Raw genomic sequence first — 25073 nt, 5'->3', positions numbered from 1 at the left:
TTGGGCGTGTTGTGTAATCCGTTGTGGTGTTTTCCAAGTTGTGGACGATATGATTAAATCTCTTCTGAGGAAGAAATCTATGAATTGTTGATTTTTTTGTATTTTTGCAAGGTATTCTAATTCTATACAATTAAATTAATCCTTAAACTATTGATGATGAGGCATACGCTATTGATTTTGATGCTACTGGTTTGTGGAGTGAGTGCTTCGGCGCAGTTGACGTTGAAGTCGGAGAAGGGAGATTTCGAGGCTCGTTTGATTGGTCGGGCGTTATTTGACGGAGGGGTATTTTTTAGTGATAAAACGTCTTTGGGAAATGCGGTTGAGGTATATGATGTCCGTATGGGGACGGTGATTCGTTTCTTGGAAAGGTGGACCGGGAAGATCGAGATGGGATTTGCCAAGAGCAAAGTGTCGATGAAAGATATTTATATCGAGTATAATGACGGGAAGAATTTGTTCCGGGTGGGACATTATTTCGAACCGTTCAGTTTGGAGTACCGGATCGGGACGTCGGATATGAAGTTTAACGGGGCGGCCGTGACCGGGATTGCTTTCGGGGATCGCCGACGGCTGGGAATCAGTTACACGTATAATTGCGACGTGTTGAACGTGTCGGGAGGCGTGTTCAGCGATAAAGATATTGACAACACGGAGAAAGGGGATGAGGGGTATGCGTTTTCGGGGAGAGTGTTGTTCCGTCCTTATTCAAAGGAGAAAAACGTGATTCATGTCGGAGTTTCTTCTCGGTTTGGCGTGCAGGGTGAGGCAGAAGAGAACACATTGACTTATTCGGCCGGGGCTCCCTCGAATTTGATTTCCGAGAAGTTTTTGAAGGCAGAGGTGACCGAGGCAATTAATGAATGGAAGTTCGGGGCCGAGGTGGTGATGGTGCTTGACAGGTGGTATTTCCAAAGTGAATACCTGATGGCTCACGTGAATCGTAAAGCGTCGGTCGAGAACTATACCGGAGACGGTTGGTATGCACAGGTGGGGTATGCCTTACTGAATGGTCGTTATGGTTATAATAAAACGAGTGGTATGGCCACGGCTCCGGGGGAGAAGAGCTTGGAAATCCTGTGTCGCTATAATATCACCAACATGAACGATAAAGATGCCGGAATTATGGGAGGGAAACAAAATGATTTCTCGATCGGGGGTATCTATTATTTCAACAAGTATGTGGCAGCGAAAATGAGTTATAGCTTGGTAAGTTTGGATAAACATGCACCGATAGATGGGAAACAGACGTTTAGCATGATACAGGGGAGGATTCAGTTGAGCTTTTAAGTGATTGAAAACAAATGGATTATGTGATTGGCGATTCAATGATTCGGTGATTAATAATCACTTAATCGGAAATCATTAAATCTCAGAATTTTTAAATCTAAAATTAATCGATGCGTGTTTGTATAGCGGAAAAGCCGAGTGTGGCGAAGGAGATAGCAGAGGTTCTGGGAGCCAAAGTACGTCGGAATGGTTATTTCGAGGGGAATGACTATTGTGTGACGTGGACATTCGGGCATCTTTGTTCGTTACAGGAACCGCACGAGTACACGGAAAAGTGGAGGCAGTGGAATTTAAGTATGTTGCCGATGATTCCGTCCTCGTTCCGGATCAAGTTGATTGATGATGAGGGGATCAAACGGCAGTTTGCCATTATAGAAGAGTTGTTCAACCGGGCGGAGATGGTGATTAATTGCGGTGATGCGGGGCAGGAAGGGGAGTTGATCCAGCGCTGGGTGCTTACGAAGGCAAAGTGCAAGGCTCCGGTGATGCGGTTATGGATTTCTTCGTTGACGGAAGAGGCGATCCGGGACGGGTTTGCCAAGTTGATGTCGTCGAAGGATTTTGACACGTTATACGCTGCCGGGTCAGCCCGGGCGATCGGGGACTGGCTGTTGGGGATGAATGCCACGAGAGCTTACACGTTGCGCTACGGGAACGGGAAGAACGTGTTGTCGATCGGGCGGGTGCAGACCCCGACGTTGGCTCTGATTGTCGATCGGCAGAAAGCGATAGAACAGTTCAAACCGGAAACTTATTGGGAGGTACGGACGGATTACCGGGGAGGTTGGTTCTCTTACACGAAAGGACGTTTCACGGTAAAGGAGGAGGCAGAGGCTTTCATGCAGGAGATTCTACCTTTGGAGTTGGAAATCAAGAGTGTGGAGCGCAAAAAGGCCATGGAACACCCGCCGAAATTGTTCGATTTGACGTTGTTGCAGGTGGAGTGTAACCGGAAGTTTGCTTTCTCGGCGGACACGACTTTGAAAATCATCCAGTCGCTGTACGAGAAGAAGTTGACGACTTATCCCCGTGTAGATACGAATTTCTTACCGAATGATATATATCCCAAAGTCCCCGGGATTTTGAAGGGGCTGAAACCATACGTCACGTTGATCGACCCGATTATTAACGGGAGTAAAATACGCAAGTCTCCGAAGGTGTTCAACGACAAAAAAATCACGGATCACCATGCTATTATCCCGACAGGAGTTTTCAGCTATGATATGACCCCGGATGAAAAGCGGGTGTATGATTTGGTGACCCGACGGTTTATCGCGGTGTTCTATCCGGATTGCGAGATCGCGAACACGACGGTTATGGCTCAGGTGGGGATGAACGAGTTCAAGGCAACCGGAAAACAGATTATTGACCCGGCTTGGCGGGTAGTCTTTCCCGCAGCATCGAACAAACAGAGTGATGAGAACGTGTTGCCCGTGTACGAGGTTGGGGAAAAGGGACCGCACACGCCCGAATTGCAGGAGAAGGAAACGCAGCCACCGAAGTATTACACGGAGGCGGATTTGTTGCGGGCGATGGAGACTGCCGGAAAACAGGTGGAAGACGAGGAACTCCGAGATTTAATGAAGGAGAACGGGATAGGGCGTCCGTCTACCCGGGCGGGGATTATCGAGACGTTATTGAAAAGAGGGTATATTCGGAAGGATAAAAAGCGGTTGGTGGCAACAGCCACGGGTGTTGAACTGATTGATACGATTCAGAATGACCTGTTGAAGTCGGCTGAGTTGACCGGGCAATGGGAGAAGAAATTGCGGATGATCGAGGAGGGGACTTATAACGTGTCGGATTTTATGGAGGAGTTGAAGGTGATGGTGAACGAACTGGTACACGTGGTGAAATGTTCGCCCCGGAAAGCGATCACCGTAGAGGTGGCAGAAGAGGCGAAAAAAGAAACGGCCACGAAAGAGAAAGCCCCGAAAAAGGAAAAAGCTCCCGCGGACCCCGTCGTGTTGAAATGTCCGAAATGCGGAAACGGCGAGATTATCAAGGGACGGGCGGCCTGGGGGTGTAGCCTGTATAGGAAATCTTGTGATTTTATTATCCCCATGGAATTTTTTGGGAAAAAATTAACACAGAAGCAAGTCGAGGCTTTGGTGTTGAAAGGTAAAACCGGGTCGCTGAATGGCTTTAAAAATGAGGACGGTAGTACGTTTAGCGGAGTACTGCGTCTGGACGATAACTTCCGGGTGATCGTGGATAAAAAATAGGGGGTTGTATTAAATCTATCTTAAAACCTTTTTTACGTGATATAGGTCTGAGTTTTAATCCTTAGCTTTGTGTTACAATAAAAAAATAAACAAAGAAAAGCTATGAGATTAAAGCATTATTTATCCTGTATGTTGATCTTGTTGTCATTTGTTACGGTGAATGCACAAGAGAAAAAAGAGTTAAAAGAAGGAGATCAAGCTCCTACGTTTAAGTATTTGGATATTAACGGTAAGGAAGTTTCCTTGAGTGATTTGAAGGGTAAGTATGTTTACATTGATATATGGGCTACGTGGTGCGGACCTTGCACGGGAGAACTTCCTCATTTGAAGGAGTTGGAGAAGAAAATGCACGGTAAGAAGATCGTGTTCGTGAGTATCTCTTGCGACAAGGATAAAGCTGCATGGGAGAAAATGGTGAAAGAGAAAGGATTAGAAGGAGTTCAGTTGCATAATGGCGGAGACCGGGCATTCATGGACGCTTTCGGGGTGAAGTATATTCCTCGTTTTATTCTTTTGGACAAAGAGGGTAAGGTGGTGAATGCGAACATGACTCGTCCTTCAAATGCAGAAACCGAGAAAACGCTGAAGGCGTTGAAGGGAATTTAGGAATTTTAGATTTGATGATTTTAGATTGAGGGAGGGATTGAAGTAACTGGAATTTAAAATTTACAATCTAAAATTTAAAATTAATAAGATCACTGAATTTTTAGTTTGGCTTTGGACAATTGTTTAGAGCTTTTTATCAGACGAGCGGGCCTTAGGGATGGGGCCCGCTTTTTTATAGAACGTCGTGACCGAAGGGGGTGATGGCTAAGCGGGCTAGTTTGAAATGTTGCATACCGAAGGGGATACCGATGATGGTGATGCAGAAGATTACCCCGAAAAGGAGATGGGACAGGAATATCCATACTCCCCCTATGAAGAACCAGATGACATTCATGAGGAAGGAAAGACAACCGCTACTTTGCGGGATGTCTACCACTTGGCTGCCGAAAGGCCAGAGGGCCAGCACTCCGAGTTTTAGGGTTTGTATTCCGAAAGGTATTCCGATGATCGTGATAAACAAGCCGATACTGGATACAAAGTATTCTAGTGCGATGAAGAAACCGCCGAACAGGACCCAGATGATATTTCCAAGAATTTTCATGTGTTATCGTGTTTTATAATGATTTTCCAAAGATACGATAAAGAATGCAATTGGGGAACAGGGTTGGGAAAGAACTTGTAACTTGTTGTGGGAATAGTGCGTATGATTCATGTACTTATTAATTTGTAACAATATGACTATGATCGAGCATTTGACAAAGGATAGTTTTAAGCGGAAAGTGTTTGACTATCAGAATGAGAGGATGTACAGATTTGAGGGGGAGCGTCCGGTTGTGATAGATTTCTACACGAATTGGTGTGTCCCGTGTAAGACCATAGCCCCGATCCTGGAAGAGTTGCAGCGGGAGTACGAGGGGAAAGTTGATATTTACAAGGTGGATAGCGATATGGAGAAGGAGTTGGTAAAGGCCTTCAACGTGCGGAGCATCCCGACCTTGATGTTTGTTCCGGTGGAAGGCCAGCCGCAAGTGGGATGCGGGGCTGTGTCCAAAGGGGAATTGAAACATTTCTTTAGCCAGGTATTTCATATTTGACATGGAGATAATTTCGTGATTTACAGGAAATAATCTTGTGAATGGTGGGATTATTAATTTCTATTAATTTCGGAGCCTTGAATTTGAAATTAATATATACCTTTGTGCGTTTTAAAATTAAGGGTATAATAGTATGGAAAAGGTGTTTAGTCCGAAATTATTCGGATTAATTAAAGACGGTTCGGTAAAGAAGAATTTATCGAAAGATATTCTTGCCGGAATCGTGGTAGGTATCGTGGCCTTACCGTTGGCAATCGCTTTTGCCGTGGCCTCGGGTGTTTCTCCTGAAAAGGGAATTATAACGGCTATCGTGGCCGGATTTCTCATTTCATTCTTTGGTGGTAGCCGGGTACAGATCGGTGGCCCCACGGGAGCTTTTATCGTTATTGTCTACGGGATTGTAAATGATTATGGTCTGGACGGGATGATTATTTCAACGATATTTGCCGGGGTGATCATGATCGGGTTCGGTATGCTGCGGTTGGGGACGTTACTGAAGTTTATTCCTCACCCGTTGATTGTCGGTTTTACTTCCGGTATCGCCTTGACGATTTTCTCCACGCAAATATCGAATGCACTGGGACTGACACTGACGGACGTGCCGGGGAGTTTTATCGGTAAATGGGGTGCTTATTTTGGGGGAATAGATACCGTGAACTGGTATGCCGTGGGAATCACGATCGTGACCGTGTTGATTGCGGTGTATATGCCGAAGATTACAAGTAAGGTGCCGGGTTCGTTCGTGGCAATATTGGTGGTGACGCCTATCGTGGTATTCCTTTTGCCGGAAGGTGCGGTGACGACGATCGGTTCCGAGTTCGGGGAGATTAAGTGTAATTTGACCCCGGTGTTCCCGTCAATCGAGTGGGGACAGTTGTCTCATTACTTGCAGCCTGCCATGACGATTGCCATTTTGGGAGCTATTGAGTCCTTGCTGTCGGCGGTAGTTGCCGATGGTATGATCAGCGGGCATCATCGTTCGAATACAGAGTTGATAGCCCAGGGGATTGCTAATATTGCCTCACCTTTGTTTGGTGGTATTCCTGCCACGGGAGCCATTGCCCGTACGGCAACCAACGTGAAGAACGGGGGACGTACTCCGATTGCCGGTATCACGCATGCCGTGGTGCTATTGCTGATCATGTTGTTCTTCGGGAAATGGGCGTCCTTGATTCCGATGTCATGTCTGGCGGGAATCCTGATTGTGGTGTCTTATAACATGAGTGAATGGCGGTCATTCCGTTCTATCCTCCGGGCATCGATGTCCGATGTGGTGATTTTGCTGGTGACGTTCTTCCTGACCGTGCTAGTCGATCTGACCGTGGCGATTGAAATCGGGGTTGTGTTGGCTGCCCTGTTATTTATGAAACGTATGGCGGATAACGCCCCGAAAGAGATTATCGGAGCCACAAATATGGATAGTGATGTGCTTGAAAATTACAAGGATCTGCCGAAAGGTTTGGGTATATACGAGATTAGCGGGCCATTTTTCTTCGGGTCGGCAAAGACATATTGTGAAACAATTCGTAACTTGGGCGTGAATTACGAAGTCCTGATTATTCGTATGCGTCATGTGCCTTTCGTGGATTCTACCGGGTTGAAGAACTTGAGAGAGACAATCCTTCAATTAAAGAACGAGGGTACGTATATCGTTTTGTCAGGGGTGAGTGAACCGGTGAAAAAGGATTTGTTAAAGGGGGGAATCGGTGAGCTTGTCGGGGTTGAGAATATTTATCCGAAATTCGATTTGGCTTTACAGGCCGCGAAAGAGAAGATTGAAGAGAAATAATTACAAAAAGATATTGAAGTATGAGCGGATTTTTTGGCTGTGTATCTCGTAAAGATTGTGTTGCTGACGTGTTTTATGGCACGGATTACCATTCTCATCTGGGAACGAAACGTGCGGGATTGGCTTTTTATAACGGGGCGGATTTTAATCGCTCCATCCATAGTTTGGAGAGTGCCTATTTCCGGAATAAGTTTGAACCGGAACTGGATCGTTTCGCCGGGTCTAACTTGGGAATCGGGGTGATCAGTGATATGGAATCCCAGCCCATCACGGTGACCTCGCATTTAGGACGGTTCGCTGTCGTGGTGGTCGGACGTTTGGCTAATTTGGACGAGATTGTAGATGAGTTTCTGAAGGAACGAAAGCATTTTGCCGAATTGTCGAGTTCGACGGTGAACCCGACAGAGGCGGTGGCCATGCTGATTAATGCCGGGAATACGTTTAAGGAGGGAATCGAGAACGTGTATAACAAGGTCAAGGGGTCTTGCTCCTTTTTGATCCTGACGGAGACGGGGATTTATGCGGCTCGGGATAAATATGGTCGTACGCCGATTATTCTGGGAAAAAATGAGCATGGTTATGTGGTGGCCAGCGAAAGTTCTTCGTTCACGAATCTGGGATACACGATTGTGCGGGATATTCAGCCGCGGGAGGCTTTGCAGATTACCCGGGATGGGATCACGCAAGTGACGACTCCGGGATGCAAGAAACAGATTTGTTCTTTCTTGTGGGTATATTACGGTTACCCTTCTTCATATTACGAGGGGATTAACGTGGAAGATGCCCGTTATCGTTGTGGAGCGGCTATTGCCGAACGGGATGACGTGAAGGTAGATTATGTGGCGGGAATACCCGATTCGGGAGTCGGTCATGCGATTGGTTACTCGAATGCCCGTTGCCTGCCGTACAAGCGTCCGTTCGTGAAGTACACTCCGACATGGCCCCGTAGTTTTATGCCACAGAATCAGGCGATGCGGGATCTGGTGGCCAAGATGAAATTGTTGCCTAATGAGGCATTTACGCGGGATGCCCGGATTCTGTTCCTGGATGATTCAATCGTGCGGGGAACCCAGTTGAAGGATAACGTGGTGAAATTGAAAGAATGTGGGGTAAAAGAGGTGCATATGCGGATTGCTTGTCCGCCTCTGGTTTATCCTTGTGCGTTCTTGAATTTCTCCTCTTCCCGTTCTAATTTTGACTTGTTTACCCGTCGGGTGATCCGGGATTTGGAAGGTACCTCCGATTTGACGGAAGAGATATTAAAACCATATACCGATCCCGATTCGGAGAAGTACAAGAAGATGCTGGACGTGATGGCTCAACATTTACAGTTGGATTCATTAAAGTTCCAACGTCTGGAAGATATTGTGAAGGCAATTGGATTGCCGAAGGAGGAGCTTTGTACTCATTGTTGGGACAATTCTTCTTATATGTAAAAAAGGGCTGGAAACAGCCCTTTTTTATATATAAGAGGAAAGATAAAAGTTAAAAACTAAAAGGTAAAAGTGGAAAATGTTTTCCGGCTTTTATCTTTTAGTTTTTAACTTTTAGTTTTTATCTTAATATGCATGGTGGTCGTCTTTCACATCTTGTATGTCAATTTGTTTTTTGTTGAGAGCCCGCCAAGCGTAGAATATATAGGCCAGCACGATCGGTGAGGCCAGTGACACGTATGCCATGGTTTTCAGCGTGTAGAGGGAGGACGAGGCATTGTAAATGGTCAATGACGAATTGAGATCCGTGTATGACGGGTAGAATGCCGTGTTATTGAATCCTGCCACGATAAACAAGGCGATTACAGCCAAGACGATTCCGATTCCGGAAAACCAAATCCCTTTTCTCCAGTGGGGTTTCAGGATGGATTGGATGATTCCGAATAAAACTCCGACAACACCGATCAATAAAATAAGCGTGTTCAAAGGCATTTCCAGCAGGTTGTGGAAATATTTGTACGGGACGAGCTGGATGCTCTTGTCTTCCATGATTGCGTAACCTTTGCCTAATAATATGATGGCTAGGAAGGCGAGTAGGAATACCACGAACGGAATGGAGTTGTATAATACTTGTTTTTTACTTCTCTCATAGATCACGTCGTGTTTGATGTTATTCATAAAATAGAGAGAGGCTAATGTACGGGCCAAGAAGAAAATGGCTAGACCCAGACAGAGGTTTGCGACATTGAACAACACCTCGATTCCTCTCCAGGGACTCATCCAGGTAACATCATTCATTTCCCCCAGTTTAAACGGGTTGCCCGTGAAGAAAGAGCCGACAACGGCACCGATACAGATGGTGCCGATGACCCCGTTAATGATCAGGAATATGTTGTATGTTTTTTCCCCGAGCAGGTTTCCGGCTTTCCGGCGATACTCGTAGGAAACGGCCTGCATCACGAAACAGAACAATACAACCATCCAAGCGAGGTAAGCTCCCCCGAAACTGGTTGAATAGAATAGCGGGAAACTGGCAAAAAATGCACCCCCGAACACGACTAATGTTGTGAACGTGAATTCCCACTTACGTCCTAAACTGTTGACCAACAGATTGCGTTCATCGTCAGTCTTGGCAATGGTATATAATAGTGTTTGTCCTCCTTGCACGAACAACAGGAATACGAGCAATCCGCCAAGTAATGATATTAAAATCCACCAATAATGTTGAAGAAATTCCATATTCATTTGCGATTTGTGATTTATGATTTTAGATTTTAATGATTTTCCGGTCCTTTTTTTATCTGGTGGAACATAATTTTCAGTTCTGCAATTAGCAGGACGGTGAAAAGTATGGCAAACATCCAGAATGTGGTCATTACCCAGTCGGACGCTATTTTGGTAACGGCGACATTCGTGGGCATCAGATCCTGTACGACCCAAGGTTGGCGACCAACTTCAGCCACGATCCAACCGCATTGGGAGGCGATGTAAGCCAAGGGAACGCAGACAAGAGCCAAGTAAGGAATGAGTTTGAATTTCTCGAATTTTCTCTTCTTTGCATACCACAGGGAAAGAATGAATAGAAGTGTGAATAACATACCCAGACCGACCATGATTCGGAAACTGAAGAATACGAGCGGCACGTGAGGTATGGCGTCATACGGGGATGACAAGTAGCCGTACCCGAAGTCGGAATAGTTGGCTTTAAAGACTTGCAACGTGCTGTCGGCAAGGGGATGGTTTTCGTCCTTGACGGCTTGCTTATATGTTTTCAAGGCATCGATGGCGGTGCGGCCGTTAGCCATACGTTGTTCCAAAGAGGGATAGGTGATACCTTCTTGTGAGGTGTAACCATCTAAAATATTTTGAATACCGGGAATATAGGCGTTGAAATCATGATACCCCAAGAAGGAAAGCATTTTAGGAACATGGATCGCGTATTCCATTTTTTTCATCTTGGGAGTCGGTAATGACGGATCGTTTGTCGGAATACCGATTACGGTGAATTCTACCCCATTACCACCCTCGTTCAGGCCCTCCATGGCGGCGAATTTCATGGGTTGTGTCTTGGTTACATCCTGCGCGCTGGAGTCTCCCGTGTACATGGTGAGCAGAATACTGATTAACCCGAACACGGAGGCAAGCATGATACTCTTACGAGCGAATTCAAGATTCCTTTTCTTCAGGATAAACCATGAACTCACTCCTACCACGAAACAGGCCGAGAGCGTGTAGGCCGAAGTTACCGTGTGGGTAAATTTACTGATTGCGGTGGGAGAGAAGAGAATTGCCCAAAAATCATCCATTTCATTTCTGGCCGTCAGCGGGTTGAATTCCATACCGACGGGATTCTGCATCCAAGCATTGGCAACCAGAATCCATAGTGCAGAAATGTTTGCCCCGACAAATACCATCCAGGTTGAAACCAGATGGAAGCGTTTGCTTACTTTATTCCAGCCAAAAAACATGACAGCCACGAAGGTGGATTCTAAGAAGAATGCTATAATTCCTTCAATGGCCAGCGGGGCGCCGAAAATATCTCCCACGAACCAAGAGTAGTTTGACCAGTTTGTTCCGAACTGGAATTCCAGAATTAACCCGGTAGCCACGCCGATGGCAAAGTTAATACCGAACAGTTTCATCCAGAATTTAGTGGCATTCAGCCAACTTTGATCACCCGTTTTTACCCACATAGTTTCCATGATGGCGAGCATCAGGGCCAATCCCAAGGTCAGGGGTACAAACATGTAATGGTAGATTGCTGTCATGGCAAATTGCCATCGTGACCACTCCACCAGAGTGGTTGTTGTCAGATCAAGAAGCATAATATTAAGGTTTTGTTGTTAATTCTTCAAAAACATGATTACTTTTCTCCTCGGCACTGTCGTAGTGGGAGTTCAAGTAATTGGGCATTAACCAAAGTTTAAAGACTAAAAACATGATACATAGCTTAATAATGATAATAAGCCAAAGAGTTCTTCCCCACCGGGGCATATTCCTGAATCCGTCGTAATATAGATCCCAAGCTTTTCTTAGCATACACGACTTTATTTTGTTATTTATCCATTAAAGAACGTAATCAAAGATAAAAATGTTTTCTTGATTTCCATGTTTTTTTCGCATAAATAATACCTATGTACTTATAGAGTAAATTTATTTATCTATTTTTGGGCTAAGAAATGTGTAACGTCAAGTTGCTTTTGTCGTAAACGGAGAGTTGTTTGTTACATTGTAAAGATTGAATTATGAATAATATAGGAAAATATTGTCTGGGAGGGTTCGCTTTGGCGGTTGTGGGATTTTTGTGTTGGTATTTTTCTTCCATAATAGCTTATATCTTGATTGCCGTGATCATCTCTTTTTTGGGACGACCGGTGATGAATTGTTTGGAGCGCTTGGAAATTAAGGGGTATCATATACCGGGAGGTTTGCGAGCCGCGATAGCTTTGATTTGTATTTGGGTTGTATTTATCCTTTTCTTTTACACGGTGATCCCGTTAGTGAGCCAAGAATTTCAGTCGTTGAGTGATATTAGTATCACGAATATCGTGAACAAGCTGGAAGATCCTTTGGCTGATTTGGAGCAGGGATTGAAACGGTTTGGAATTCTTGAATCGGATCAGGACGTGAAGGAATATATCGTGACGAACTTGAAGTCGGTGGTGGATGTCACGCAGATTCAAAATATATTCGGTTCTTTGGCGGGTACGATCAGTAGTATTTTTATAGCCTTGTTTTCCGTGACGTTTATGGCATTCTTTTTCTTGAAGGATAGCAAGTTATTTTACCGGATGTTGTTGACCATCGTGCCGACACGTTACGGGGAAGGCGTGGGGAATGCGCTGGATTCGATTCAAAAATTACTGATGCGTTATTTTATCGGGATTACCTTCGAGGTGCTGATCGTGATGGGTTTGAATATACTGGGATTGACGATCGTGGGTCTACCGTTTAATAATGCGGTGTTGATTGGTTTGATCACGGGGATTACGAATGTAATTCCTTACATCGGGCCTCTGATCGGGGCGGCTTTCGGATTGTCTGTCGGGATCGCGACGAATGTGGATGTCGATTTCTACACGGTGGTATTTCCCTTGTTGATATACATGAGTATCGTTTTCATTATTACCCAGTTGATTGATAACGTGGTGTTACAGCCTCTGATTTACGGGAATAGTGTTCACGCTCACCCGATGGAGATCTTTTTGGTGATACTGATTGCGGGAAATCTGGCGGGTATACCGGGAATGATCTTGGCGATACCGGGGTATACGGTTTTGCGGGTAATATTGAGAGAATTCTTTAATAAGTATAAACTGGTAAAGTCATTGACCAAAGGCCTGGAAGATGAAAATAAAAAAAACTAGAAGTGTGGTTAACTTCTAGTTTTTTACTTTTATCTTTTACTTTAAATCACCCCTCGCATCCGATCTTCAAAAGCAGAAAGTGCGGCTTTTGCTCCTTCTCCCATGGCGATGATGATTTGTTTGTAGGGTACGGTGGAGACATCTCCTGCGGCATAGATTCCCGGAATATTTGTGCGGCAATGTGTGTCGATGGCGATTTCTCCCATTCGATTCGTGTCGACTACATCCCGGAAAACGCCGCTATTAGGCATTAAACCGATCTGAACGAAAATTCCGTCCAATTCAATGGTACGAACCTCTTCGGTAGTCCGGTCTTTTACCCGGATGCCTGTTACCTTATCCCCGTTGCCGATAACTTCAAGTGTTTGCGAATTGACAAAGACTTCCACGTTGGGTAAGCTCTTTAGTTTTTCCTGTAACACTTGATCGGCCTTTAAATTGTCCAAAAATTCCAATACGGTAACTTTTGAACATATTCCTGCCAAATCAATGGCAGCTTCTATCCCTGAATTGCCCCCTCCTACAACTGCAACGTGTTTGCCTTTGTAGAATGGCCCGTCACAATGCGGGCAGAACGCAACGCCTCTACCGATATACTCGGCCTCACCTGATACGTTCAGTTTTCTCCAACTGGCTCCGGTAGCTACGATAACAGCCGGTGCGGAGAATTTCTCCCCGGTAGCCGTGGAAAGTATTTTTTGTTTGTCCTCTAATGCTATTTTTTCAATCTGCCGATGTTCCAGCAGGTCAATCGGGTAACATTGTAAATGTGTCCGTAAATTGTCTGCCAATTGATTACCTGTTGTTTCCGGTACGGAAATCAGGTTTTCAATTCCCACGGTCTCTTTGACTTGTCCCCCGATACGTTCCGCTATGATGGCCACGTTCAAACCCTTACGTGCGGAGTAAATGGCGGCTGCCGATCCTGCCGGTCCTCCTCCTAGAACGATGACATCATAACTTTTTTCTTTTACCTCTAACGTGTTTTCTTCTATTCCGTATTGAGCCTCAAGTTTGTTTAATAATTCACCGAATTCCCCTCTTCCGACATGGATGAGTTTTCCATCCGCAAACACGGAAGGTACTCCTTGTATCTTTAATTTTTCTACTTCATCTTGGTAGATTGCCCCGTCGACCATTTCGTGATGGATTTGCGGGTTTAAAGTTGCCATGGCATTCAGTGCTTGTACGACATCCGGACAGTTGGTACAAGTTAAAGATACGTAGGTTGTCAGGTGTATAGGACCTTTCAATGCTTTCACCCGGTTGCAGATGGTCTCATCCGGAAAATTCTTCCCTTTCCCGTCTGCATTCATGATGGCAAGCAGGAGGGAGGTGAACTCGTGTCCGTTGGGGACTCCCCGGAATTTGATGCCTGTGGGTTCTCCGTTTTTCAGTAAAGAGAACTCCAGTTCTTTTCCCTCTTTAATCTGGCAAGATATTTTATCTGAACATTCTGCCACGTCAGCCAACATTTCCGTTAATTCCTGCCGACTTTCGTGGTGAGGAGCCACGGCGATGTCCAACGTGTATTGAGCCTCTAAAACGGCGAAAATATTTTTAAGTTGATCTTTCAAAGAGGTATCTAGCATATAAATGAAGTTTAGAGGTTAAAGGGTAAAAATTAGAGTTTAGAATGTTTTTCACTTTAAATTCTAAACTCTAAACTTTGAATTATTTAAATTTTACCAACCAAATCAATGCTCGGTTTCAGTGTGTTTGCACCTTTTTTCCATTTTGCAGGGCAAACTTCGTTCGGGTGTTCTGCCACGAATTGAGCAGCTTCAACTTTCCGAAGTAATTCGTCAGCGTTACGTCCGATGTTGTTGTCGTGGATTTCTGCAATTTTAATCTTTCCTTCCGGGTTTACCACGAATGTTCCGCGATAAGCCATCCCGTCTTCCTCGATCATCACGCCGAAGGCACGGCTCAATACTCCGGTCGGGTCTGCCAACATCGGGTATTTGATTTTGCGGATGCTTTCAGAGGCATCATGCCATGCTTTGTGTACGAAATGAGAATCCGTGCTTACAGAGTAAACTTCTACTCCCATTGCTTTGAATTGTTCGTATTTCTCTGCCACGTCAACTAATTCGGTCGGGCAAACAAAAGTAAAGTCTGCGGGATAGAAAAAGAAAATTGCCCACTTGCCTTTTACGTCTTCGCTACTTACTGTTTTGAACTCTCCGTTGTGAAATGCCTGAACTTTGAATTCAGGAAGTTGTGAATTGATAATTGGTTCCATTGTTTTTTATTTTTATAATTGATTCTTGTTTTTATTTTCTCGATACAAAAATATATCATTTATTTTTATTAAAACAAGAAATTTGATTGAATTATTCTATGTGTGGATAGGCAAAACTAATAAGCAAAAGTAATTGATTGATTATTAGCATGAATTATCTTTTGCTCACTGCTATTTTATTTATCATTCACCAGGGGGAAAAGAAATGTATTTGAAAGAAGATACAGTAGATATTATTAGTGATTTTTGTCGCAAATTTTGCGGAGAATAAGGTGGTTATTCTCCGCAAAATTCTATAAAGCCAGCTCGTAATTCGTGCTTCGGCCACCTTCATTTGTTTTGCGTAGTACGCCTTTGCCGATCAAATCTTGTATGTCGCGTAAAGCAGTATCGGCGGAGCATTTGGTGATCTTGCCCCATTTGGAAGAAGTTAGTTTCCCGTTAAAGCCATCCCACAATAGATTTACCATCTTGATTTGACGCTCATTCATGGGAACCCGGTGTTTGTCCCAAAAAGCGGCTTTCTGTAAAATGGTACTGATCGTTTTCTCCGTGTCAAGTAAAGCCGTGTTTAAACAGTCAAGAAACCATTCGAGCCAGTTTGTTATATCCAGTTTTCCCTTTTGTGTTTTTTCCAGTATCTCGTAATATTCTTTTCGTTGTTTGCGTATTTCGGCGGACATACTGTAAAAACGATGTGGCATTTCGTCAGCCCGGGCTAAGAATAAGTCCATTATGGTACGGGCGATACGACCGTTACCGTCATCAAACGGGTGGATTGTCACGAACCATAAATGGGCGATAGCTGCTTTCAAGACGGGGTCTATTCTTTGCTCGTCATTCACCCAATCTAAAAATAGTTTCATCTGGTAAGGCACATTGTCAGAATCAGGGGCTTGATAATGTATTTTTTCTTTTCCCATAGCACCGGATATGACTTGCATGGGATCCGAGCCTTGTCGCCAATCTGCAACGGTGATTTTATATGCCCCGCTTCTGCCTGTTGGAAACAGTGCCGCATGCCAATTGAAGAGACGTTCGTTTGTTAACGGTTGTGCGTAGTTTTGAGTTGCATCGATCATCAGTTGAACCACCCCATCCACGTAATGATCGGCTTCGGGCAATCCTTCTGTTTCTATTCCTAGATGACGGGCTACGGAAGAACGTACCTGATCGCTGTTCAATATTTCTCCTTCTATTTCAGAAGATTTGGTGATGTCGGCTGTTAGTGTATCCAGTATGGCGTTATTTTGCAGGTCAAAGCCGAGCATACTCATTTTGCCTACAAGTTTACCTTGCAAATTGCGAACATTGCCTAATTTGTAAGATAGTTGAGTGTTATCCCATATGAAATTAGGCCAATCTTTTTGTTGCCAAATGTAGATCGCTTTCATATTCTCCGTATATTTTGCGGTAAATATACTCATTATATTGTAATGCCGTGATGCTCCGTGTGAAATATTTGTATTCTCCCTGTCCGGTTACAACAATTAATATTCACGTTCTAACCACTTTGAAAAAAATACATCATAGATTTGGTACGTCACTCCTGTTTTATCCACGGTTTCCAGTACCAACTCTTTTTCAATCATCACTTTTGCCAATCGTCTGGCATTGGTGGGGGGGGCCGATTCCATATTTATTGATAAAATATTGTGCTGAGATTTGTTTGACGTCGTGTTCTTTGGCAATGCAATTAAAAAATTCCACTGAATTGGAGTCAATAGTTGACGATATTGCAAGAAAACAGGTTCATTACGTTCCAATAGATCCGGGCAAGCTCATTTTACTTGTTCTGTTGTCACGTGGGATGTGCTCATGGCAAAAATTCGGTTACATAAACTTTGCGTGTAAAATGTATGCCTTCTGCTCCCGTTGATAATTTCTGCAACACAATCCGGATCTATTTATTTTCCGTAACGTTCAAATAAATCAGTAATGAATGCGGCGTACACGTCCTGCTGGATTTTTCCATGACTTCAATTATTTCCTAAAAGATACGAATTAATTCTAAAACTATCTATTTTAGATAGTCTAAAATAGATAGTGTCATCATGTGAGGGGGGAAAAAACGAAGTGCATCTTAAAAACGAAATTTGATTTTTAAGATGCACTTCAAAATGGGTAGATCCCTTTTAGATCAAGGCAATGTCCAATACTTCCCGAATGTGGTCAACGAAATGGAATTTAATGCCTTTGACGTATTCTTTTTTAATCTCGTCAATGTCTTTTTTGTTTTCCCGGCAAAGGATGATTTCTTTGATTCCGGCACGTTTGGCAGCTAGGATCTTCTCCCGGATACCACCCACGGGGAGAACTTTACCTCTCAACGTGATTTCTCCGGTCATGGCGAGGGCTTTCTTTACCTTTCTTCCGGTTAGCGATGAGGCTAACGAGGTGACCATGGTGATACCTGCCGAGGGACCATCCTTCGGTACGGCACCTGCCGGCACGTGAATGTGGATGTTGTGTTCTTCCACGGCTGAGGGCTGGATGCCTAGTTCTTCGGCATGCGATTTAATGTATTCTAATGCCAAGGTGGCAGACTCTTTCATCACATCACCGAGGCTCCCTGTCATGGTTAGGACGCCTTTGCCCTTGCTGATACTTGATTCCACGTAAAGAATTTCACCGCCCACGGCTGTCCATGCCAAACCGGTAACCACTCCGGGTAATTCGTTACCTTGGTATTCTTCCCGGGTAAAGATAGGGGTACCTAGGTATTCTTCCACGGTCGTTTTTGTCGGTTTAATCGTGAAAGACGAGTCCAGAGCCACGTTCTTTGCCACTTGACGCATGATCTTTGCCAAAGTCTTATCCAATCCCCGTACTCCCGATTCCCGGGTGTATTTGTCAATGATGAAATTTAATATATCATCCGTGAACTCGATTTGTTCTGCTTTTAACCCGTGATTCACCAGTTGTTTAGGGATCAGGTGCCGTTTGGCAATCTCTATTTTTTCTTCCATGAGATAACCACTTACTTCGATCATTTCCATACGATCCCTTAGTGGGGCGGCGATTGTTGAAATGTCGTTTGCCGTGGCGATAAACATGACTTTCGATAAATCATAGTCAATATCCAGGTAGTTATCGTGGAAGGCCGTGTTCTGTTCCGGATCAAGAACCTCCAACAGGGCAGACTGTGGGTCACCCCGGAAATCCTGACCGACTTTATCGATTTCATCGAGTATAAATACCGGGTTTGACGTGCCGGCTTTCTTGATACTTTGAATGATTCGTCCGGGCATGGCTCCAATATAGGTACGACGGTGTCCCCGGATCTCGGATTCATCGTGTAAACCACCCAATGACATACGTACAAACTCCCGGTTAAGTGCCCGTGCAACAGATTTTCCTAAAGAGGTTTTGCCGACTCCCGGGGGGCCGTACAGGCACAGGATCGGGGATTTCATATCTCCTTTCAGTTTCAGTACGGCGAGGTATTCGAGAATTCTCTCTTTCACCTTATCCAGCCCGTAATGATCGGCATCCAGTATCTCAGAGGCTTTCTTCAAGTCGAAATTGTCCTCGGAATAGTGTTCCCAGGGTAGCTCGGTCAATTCTTTCACGTAATTGAATTGCACGGAATAGTCCGGGGTGGAGGGATTTTGGCGTTTTAGTTTTTGAAGTTCTTTTTCAAAAATTTCCTGTACGTTCTTTCCCCACTTCTTCTTTTTGGCTGCCTCTTCCAGTTCTTGAAGATCTTCATCCACCGGGTTAGCTCCCAGTTCGTTCTGAATAGTCTTCATCTGCTGGTGGAGTAGGTATTCCCGTTGCTGTTTATCTAAATCGACTTTCACTTTCTTCTGGATATCCTCTTTGAGTTCCAGTATTTTGACCTGTTTGCCCAAAAGTTCCAATAATTTAGTTGCCCGTTCTTTCAGGATGTCAATTTCCAGTAATTCCTGTTTATTCCGGTAGTCAATATCCGTGTTCGAAGAAATGAAATTGATCAGGAATAACATGCTCTCGATGTTTTTCAAGGCGAATCCTGCCTCGTTCGGGATGTTGCTGGAGTATTTTACAATCTTCAAGGCCATGTCTTTTAAAGCCTCTCCGATAGCATTATACTCTTGGTCTTCTTCCGTGATCGTGTCCTCTTGTTTAACAATGATTTTTCCCACGTGATAGGGTTCATCGTACAGGATATCATCAAGTTCAAATCTCTTTTTCCCTTGTATGATAGCCGTCGTTGTTCCATCCGGCATTTCCAATATCTTCAAGACGGTGGCAACTGTACCTATCGTGTATAGGTCTTCCAGTTTGGGATTTTCCGTGTTGGTGTCTCTCTGGGCTATAACACCGAAGGGTACGCTGCTTTTATACACGTACCGGATGAGTTTCAGTGATTTTTCCCTACCAATATTTATAGGAATTATGACGCCGGGAAACAGAACCGTGTTCCGTAGCGGTAAAATTGGCAGAGTGTCAGGAATATCCGTGTGGTCGTTGAGCATCTCCTTCTCGTCTCCTAGGATGGATAAATAATCTTGATTATCGTCCGCCAAGTTTTCTTGTAAAATATCTTTTAAATCTATTTTATTCATTATGATCTCCTTATCTCTATTGTTTTAAACTTTTCCACATTTGGTTTATTTCCGGTTTTCCCGTGGTTAGCCTTGTTTCAAAAAACTGACATTTTGACAAAAAGGCGCTGAAAAATAAACCACTACATAATAGGACAATTCCTATGCCAAAGATTTTTTTGTGAAATATGATGCATTTGTTACTTTTGTGTGCAAATATAAAACACACAATGAAAATAATTTTGTTTGATGATAAGAGTTGGGGTACTTTAAGGCCCTTGACTTTTACTCGTCCGATTTCTGAATTGAGGGTTGGAATTCTCACGATCCGGGAAAAGTGGGAAAAGCGGTTTGGGGATAAGGTTGCATATCTGACCAAAGATTACCTTCAGGAAAAGTTCCCGTTGTCTGTGGAAGACGATAATTTGCTTATCAATAGTTCGGTATGTCCGAATGAAGAATTAATGCAGGAAATCAAGTCTTTGCAGGCTGGAGAGATGTTATTACAGGGTGATTGTCTGATCGCCGTGCGAATGGGTAAACAGGACGTTGCAACCTTTGATCCGGTGACGATACCCGATTTTACACGTAAAGAATACACGGGAGTGTTTACCCGTGTTGTTTATCCTTATCATTTGTTTTCTCTGAATGCCCGAGAACTGGAGGTTGATTTCCGGTTGATCACGGAAGGGCGTGAGAGTGTCCCGTTGAATAGTTGCGTGCAGGTGTATGGAGAACATCCCGTTTTCGTCGAAGAGGGGGCTGTTGTACGTTGTGCGGTAATTAACACGGAGGGTGGTCCGGTGTATATCGGTAAAGATGCCGAGATTATGGAAGGTGTTTTGGTGCGGGGACCATTGGCCATGTGTGAACATTCGGTACTGACGATGGGGGCCAAGGTGTACGGGGCAACGACTCTCGGGCCGTATTGCAAATGTGGGGGAGAGGTCAATAACGTCGTGATGATTGGCTATTCGAATAAGGCGCATGATGGTTTTCTCGGGAATTCCGTGCTGGGCGAATGGTGTAACATTGGTGCCGGGACGAATAATTCTAATCTGAAGAACACTTACGTGGAGGTGAAGTTGTGGGATTACGAGACTAAGCATTTTCGTCGGACCGGACTTCAATTTTGCGGTCTGATCATGGGTGACCATGCAAAACTGGGTATTTCCACCATGATTAACACCGGAACGGTGATCGGTGTGGGAACCAATATTTTCGGTTCGGATTTTCCTCGGAATTTTGTTCCTTCTTTCTCATGGGGTGGAGCCAGTGGGTTTACGGAGCATAAAATGAATCAGTTCGTTTCCACGGCTGAGGCTGTCATGAAACGCCGGAACAAGACGTTTGATGATGTTGATCGCCGGATTATTGAGCATGTTTTTGCCGATCCGGAAAGATAGAATCCCCGTGAAATCCTAAAGTAATTCTAGAAATGATACTTGAATTACTTTAGGAATCATTTATGATCGTGAGGAAAAACTCGTTTTTAATGATCATCTAGTTTATACCAAGTTTCAGGGAGGGGATATTCTACGTCTACACCATACATCCTTATATTTGCCTTGACTTTGAATTCTGTAATATCAAATGGTGCATCTGCGGCAATGTACATTTCCTTAAATTCATCTTTGGATAGGCGTATGGGATCTCCTGGGTCATAACCAGCGACATTCCAATAAGAAAACATTTATAATTTATAGTTATTATTGATTGTAAATATAGTAAAATAATTCATAATCATGTCGTTTTTTGTATATTTGTAAATAGGTGAAATGTGTGTTTAATATTGAATGAATTATGGATTATTTTAATATCGGCGTGATTGCGTCTTATAATATTCGGTTATTATTAAGAGAAAAACTATTATGGTGTTATACATTAGGGGTGTATGTTGTTATTTTGTTTGCTCAATTGAGTAGTCAAAGTGTTTTGATGAGGAACTCATCTGATATTGCAGATTTTTCCTCTTCTGTTCCGTTCATGAATGTATTTTTTTTCTTGGTATTTCAAACGCTGCCTTTAGTGATCCTTGGTTGTCATTTCTTGTACAAGGGACGTGGTGTAGATAGTATGGAAGCGATATATTATCGCTCGGAGAGTAATGCTGAGTATGTATACGGTATGTTTGTTGCTTTTATTAGTGTGTTTGGAGGTGCGGCAATATTTTCGTTGTTGATGGTTCTGTTGGTGCATTTGTTGTTCATGCCTTTTCCTTTGGGAGGGGAATACTATTTGTTTTATTTGTTTTTGATGGTTATACCGGCTCTTGTATTCATGATAGGATTTTCTTTTTTTGTTGTTACATGGATCAGGAATCGGGTACTGAGTGTGATTTTTCTTCTTGGATTCCTGGGAACTACAATATTTTATCTATCAGATTGTCTGTTTGGCTTATTTGATCCGTTGGGACTCTCCTTGCCGAGTGCTTTTTCTAGAATAACAGGGCATTCTGATATATGGGGCTATTTTTTACAGCGAGGGATGTGGTTTTTTCTTGGTCTTAGCTTTGTTGGGTTAACTATTCTCAAATTTGATCGAATTCCCAATCGGGTTTCTTGTGTTGGTAAACGTGTTTTGGTCCTTTTTTTCTTGATCATAGGAATACTTTGTGGAGGTTCTTTTTTCTTTTTGCAACAAAATAAGTTTTGGGAGCGTTTGAATTATAGATCCATTTACGAAAAATATTCTTCTTATCCTAAGGCCTATCTTGAATCTCAAGATGTTGATTATGAGCAGAGAGAAAACGAGATGTTCGTGAATACAAAACTTGTTGTGCGGAATCGTACGGGAAAGGATATGAGTAATGTATTACTTTATTTGAACCCAGATTTGGATATAACTGCTTTATCCATAAATGGGATGACCTCTTTGTTTGAACGGGAAAAGCAGGTGATTGTAGTACCAGCGAGTCTGTCGCCTGGAGATTCTTTGTTATTAGAACTATCTTATAAAGGCCAAATCGACGAAAGAATTTGTTATCTAAATGTTCCGGACGTTGAAATAGCGGATACACGCAAGCGTATGTATTTGGCCTGTCGTTTGGGGAAACGTTATTCGTATTTACGAAAGGATTTTACTTTATTGATCCCGGAGGTTTTGTGGTATCCAACAACCGTTCCTCCTGAAAATCCGAGTTCTCCATATGATAATTCTAGAAATTTTACTCGATATTCGTTACGGGTACGTGGTCATGGAAAAAATAAAGTTATCTCTCAAGGGATGCGAAAAAGAAATGGGGATCAGGTTATATTCAGAAATGAACATCTATTGCATGGTATCACACTTAACATAGGCGATTACATTACCCGGCAGTTGACCGTGGATAGCGTAACTTATGAGTTGCATATGTGGCGTAAACATGCGGCATTATTAAAAATATTGAATGATCGACTAGAACCTTCCCCTGATCAAAAGGTCTCTTCTACCGAATTAATAATCCGTCATGTACGACATATAGCAGAAATATCCACTGGGAGGAAATATCCTTATAAGCGTTTTCAACTTGTAGAAACGCCATTGGATTTCACTTCTTATTTTAGAGATGAGATGAAATCTAGCGGGTTTGTACAACCTGAGGTCTTGTATTTTCCTGAACGTGGATTTAGGACGAAAGTGTTTTTTTCAGAGGTAGAATTGGCCGTTAATTCCTTGTTATTTCAGGAGGATAAATTTCGAAATACTTTTTCATGGGATGGTATCTTAAGATGGAACGTGTTGTTGAAAAGATTTCATTTAGAAGATGGTGTATTTGACAAAAATCCGTACTTGATTCGTACTCAATTTTACAATCAAATTTCGGATATAATTTGTCAAACTTATCCTTTTTTAAATTCTTTAGTGAATTTAATTATTGAAGATAATAACCAGACAAGAATTCAGCCACGGCCTTCTTTAACTCCAATATTGGAACAACAAGCTATTGATTACCTTCGTTCACATAGTTTGAAAGATGCTCTGTATGACCATTCTTTGACCATGGCTGTACTTGGCGCTATTTTTGTGCTGAAGGAGCGGGAGTTGGTGGATATATTTCAAACGAAAGGAGTAGATCAGGATAGTCTTGTGTCTTTTTTAATGAATTTTTTGGATAGGCATCGTTTCAACGTGACAGATTTTGAACAATTGAATGAGGAGTTCAAATCTGTTTTTCATGTCGATTGGAACACGGTATTACCTTCTTGGTATGCACGTAGTAGAATTCCTACATATTTGTTGAAAATTGCAGATGTGATGCGGGTTAAAACTGAAAATCCGAAAGATTTATACTCCCGGATTGAGTTTGCTATTTTTAATGATAGTGATGTGGATGGTGTGGTGAATATTAGAACTTCTACTTATTTACCGGGAGGTTGGGCAGAGATGCAGTTAGCGCATAAAGAGAAGAGACGAGAATCTACTATTAAATATCAAGCGTTTAAAATTAAAGCCAAGACAGGTAAACGATTTGCTTTGGTAGTTGGTGAATTTTTGGATTTCATGATAAATACTAACATAGCTGGAAATTTGCCTAACTCTTTTTTCTTCCATGAGACGGGAATATTTACCCAAGATACTTCTCAGTATATAGAAGAAGTTTCTAGGAGGTATTTTTTGCCTGACACGAACGTATTTATCGTCGATAACACGGATCCCGGGTGTAAACTTACACAGCCTTCAACCTTTTTGAAATTAGTAAATAATGATCATTTAATGTCCCCAAAATCTTGGATTCGGTTTATAAATTTTAAAGAAGGTATATTTATGCCGAGTTCTAGTTGGAAAGAGTTTCTTGCTCAAGATTGCCAGGGAACCACGGTTCGGAGTTTTGTATTTACAAGGGGTGGGGCAGGTGATTATCGTTTGACTTGGGAGGTTGATCTCCCCAAGGAAGGAGAGTATGAGGCTTTCGTATATATCCCGAGTTATTCATTAAATATGAATATACAGAAATATAGAATTTCACCGCTAGGAGATGAGGAAAAAGTCGTTTCTATTGATACTAAAGGCAAATGGTGTTCCTTGGGAATTTACAATTGCCTTCCTGGCATTAGTAAAATATCTCTTAGTAATGAAGGGGAAGAAAATCAAATGATTATTGGGGATGCCGTCAAGTGGGTGTATCAAGGGAAAGCGATAAGATGATCTTGAGCTTATTGATATAATACAAAAAGAGGAGATTCTTAGAATCTCCTCTTTTTGTATTATATCAGAAAAATTATTTCTTTCTGTTTTCCATGTGGTTCTTGTAACGGTTCATGAACTTGTCAACACGTCCTGCAGTGTCGATCAGTTTAATTTTACCGGTATAGAACGGGTGTGAAGAGTTGGAGATTTCCATCTTTACTAATGGATATTCAACTCCGTCGATCTCGATAGTCTCCTTCGTTGCGGCAGTAGACTTGGTGATTGTAGTCGTTCCATTAGACATATCTTTAAACGCTACTAATCTGTAATTTTCAGGATGTATGCCCTTTTTCATTTCGTATATAATTTTAAAATTGTTCCTTGGTTTAACGGGCAGCAAAGATAGTTGATTCATTATAAATCACAAAGAATTTCAGAGACTTTTT

General features: G+C 43.0%; 20 protein-coding genes. 9 read left to right on the top strand and 11 right to left on the bottom strand.

Annotated elements, in window-relative coordinates; genetic code table 11:
* Window positions 1–156: 156 nt before the first annotated feature.
* The 3 genes from F1644_RS08425 (at window position 157) to F1644_RS08415 (ending at window position 4121) form a co-directional block, all read left to right on the top strand.
* Window positions 157–1290 (top strand): OprO/OprP family phosphate-selective porin, encoded by a 1134-nt coding sequence (locus F1644_RS08425; RefSeq protein ID WP_158572016.1) that lies wholly within the window; start codon window positions 157–159, stop codon window positions 1288–1290.
* A gap of 110 nt (window positions 1291–1400) precedes the next feature.
* Complete coding sequence (locus F1644_RS08420; protein ID WP_118305418.1) at window positions 1401–3515, top strand: type IA DNA topoisomerase; 2115 nt, start codon at window positions 1401–1403, stop codon at window positions 3513–3515.
* A gap of 102 nt (window positions 3516–3617) precedes the next feature.
* A complete protein-coding gene (locus F1644_RS08415) occupies window positions 3618–4121 on the top strand; it encodes a TlpA family protein disulfide reductase (protein WP_087422635.1) in 504 nt (167 codons plus the stop codon).
* A gap of 172 nt (window positions 4122–4293) precedes the next feature.
* Here the strand turns inward: F1644_RS08415 and F1644_RS08410 are convergent, their stop codons facing one another.
* Window positions 4294–4662: a YccF domain-containing protein gene (locus F1644_RS08410; RefSeq protein WP_087422634.1), complete on the bottom strand. Its 369-nt coding sequence runs from the start codon at window positions 4660–4662 to the stop codon at window positions 4294–4296.
* A gap of 133 nt (window positions 4663–4795) precedes the next feature.
* On the opposite strand from F1644_RS08410, the gene F1644_RS08405 reads away from it, so the two are divergent.
* From F1644_RS08405 to F1644_RS08395, 3 genes are all read left to right on the top strand, one after another.
* Window positions 4796–5155, top strand: a complete 360-nt coding sequence (locus F1644_RS08405) for a thioredoxin family protein (RefSeq protein WP_229128374.1) — start codon at window positions 4796–4798, stop codon at window positions 5153–5155.
* Between the two features lie 133 nt (window positions 5156–5288).
* On the top strand, window positions 5289–6944 hold the full coding sequence (locus tag F1644_RS08400; protein WP_118305419.1) for a SulP family inorganic anion transporter: 1656 nt from the start codon (window positions 5289–5291) through the stop codon (window positions 6942–6944).
* A gap of 20 nt (window positions 6945–6964) precedes the next feature.
* Window positions 6965–8380, top strand: a complete 1416-nt coding sequence (locus F1644_RS08395; protein ID WP_087422631.1) for an amidophosphoribosyltransferase — start codon at window positions 6965–6967, stop codon at window positions 8378–8380.
* 123 nt (window positions 8381–8503) lie between these two features.
* On the opposite strand, the gene cydB is transcribed toward F1644_RS08395, so the two are convergent.
* The 3 genes from cydB to F1644_RS08380 are packed head-to-tail and all read right to left on the bottom strand — an operon-like array spanning window position 8504 to window position 11416.
* Window positions 8504–9622, bottom strand: a complete 1119-nt coding sequence (gene cydB, locus F1644_RS08390) for a cytochrome d ubiquinol oxidase subunit II (RefSeq protein WP_118305420.1) — start codon at window positions 9620–9622, stop codon at window positions 8504–8506.
* A gap of 29 nt (window positions 9623–9651) precedes the next feature.
* Window positions 9652–11202 (bottom strand): cytochrome ubiquinol oxidase subunit I, encoded by a 1551-nt coding sequence (locus F1644_RS08385; protein WP_087422629.1) that lies wholly within the window; start codon window positions 11200–11202, stop codon window positions 9652–9654.
* Between the two features lie 4 nt (window positions 11203–11206).
* A complete protein-coding gene (locus tag F1644_RS08380) occupies window positions 11207–11416 on the bottom strand; it encodes a DUF4492 domain-containing protein (protein WP_027201765.1) in 210 nt (69 codons plus the stop codon).
* A gap of 206 nt (window positions 11417–11622) precedes the next feature.
* On the opposite strand from F1644_RS08380, the gene F1644_RS08375 reads away from it, so the two are divergent.
* Window positions 11623–12744, top strand: coding sequence for an AI-2E family transporter (locus F1644_RS08375; RefSeq protein ID WP_087422628.1), 1122 nt, complete (start codon window positions 11623–11625; stop codon window positions 12742–12744).
* 41 nt (window positions 12745–12785) lie between these two features.
* Here F1644_RS08375 and ahpF read toward each other — a convergent pair whose 3' ends face one another.
* From ahpF to lon, 5 genes are all read right to left on the bottom strand, one after another.
* Window positions 12786–14336, bottom strand: coding sequence for an alkyl hydroperoxide reductase subunit F (gene ahpF, locus F1644_RS08370; protein WP_118305421.1), 1551 nt, complete (start codon window positions 14334–14336; stop codon window positions 12786–12788).
* 86 nt (window positions 14337–14422) lie between these two features.
* On the bottom strand, window positions 14423–14989 hold the full coding sequence (ahpC, locus tag F1644_RS08365; protein ID WP_087422626.1) for an alkyl hydroperoxide reductase subunit C: 567 nt from the start codon (window positions 14987–14989) through the stop codon (window positions 14423–14425).
* A gap of 293 nt (window positions 14990–15282) precedes the next feature.
* Window positions 15283–16383 (bottom strand): Fic family protein, encoded by a 1101-nt coding sequence (locus F1644_RS08360; RefSeq protein WP_118305435.1) that lies wholly within the window; start codon window positions 16381–16383, stop codon window positions 15283–15285.
* Window positions 16384–16479: 96 nt separating this feature from the next.
* Window positions 16480–16626, bottom strand: a complete 147-nt coding sequence (locus F1644_RS08355; RefSeq protein ID WP_158572015.1) for a hypothetical protein — start codon at window positions 16624–16626, stop codon at window positions 16480–16482.
* A 498-nt stretch (window positions 16627–17124) separates the two neighbouring features.
* Window positions 17125–19539 (bottom strand): endopeptidase La, encoded by a 2415-nt coding sequence (lon, locus tag F1644_RS08350; RefSeq protein ID WP_087422623.1) that lies wholly within the window; start codon window positions 19537–19539, stop codon window positions 17125–17127.
* Between the two features lie 209 nt (window positions 19540–19748).
* Between lon and F1644_RS08345 the strand changes: the two genes are divergently transcribed.
* Window positions 19749–20924, top strand: coding sequence for a GlmU family protein (locus F1644_RS08345; RefSeq protein ID WP_118305436.1), 1176 nt, complete (start codon window positions 19749–19751; stop codon window positions 20922–20924).
* A gap of 86 nt (window positions 20925–21010) precedes the next feature.
* Here the strand turns inward: F1644_RS08345 and F1644_RS08340 are convergent, their stop codons facing one another.
* Window positions 21011–21211 (bottom strand): hypothetical protein, encoded by a 201-nt coding sequence (locus tag F1644_RS08340; protein WP_087422622.1) that lies wholly within the window; start codon window positions 21209–21211, stop codon window positions 21011–21013.
* 434 nt (window positions 21212–21645) lie between these two features.
* Between F1644_RS08340 and F1644_RS08335 the strand changes: the two genes are divergently transcribed.
* On the top strand, window positions 21646–24645 hold the full coding sequence (locus F1644_RS08335; RefSeq protein ID WP_317147151.1) for a golvesin C-terminal-like domain-containing protein: 3000 nt from the start codon (window positions 21646–21648) through the stop codon (window positions 24643–24645).
* Window positions 24646–24718: 73 nt separating this feature from the next.
* Here F1644_RS08335 and F1644_RS08330 read toward each other — a convergent pair whose 3' ends face one another.
* Window positions 24719–24982, bottom strand: a complete 264-nt coding sequence (locus F1644_RS08330; protein ID WP_027201758.1) for a type B 50S ribosomal protein L31 — start codon at window positions 24980–24982, stop codon at window positions 24719–24721.
* Window positions 24983–25073 lie beyond the last annotated feature (91 nt).

Origin of the sequence: Butyricimonas paravirosa (assembly GCF_032878955.1) — a bacterium.
GTDB lineage: Bacteria > Bacteroidota > Bacteroidia > Bacteroidales > Marinifilaceae > Butyricimonas > Butyricimonas paravirosa.
This window is presented reverse-complemented; position numbering and strand designations above follow the sequence as displayed.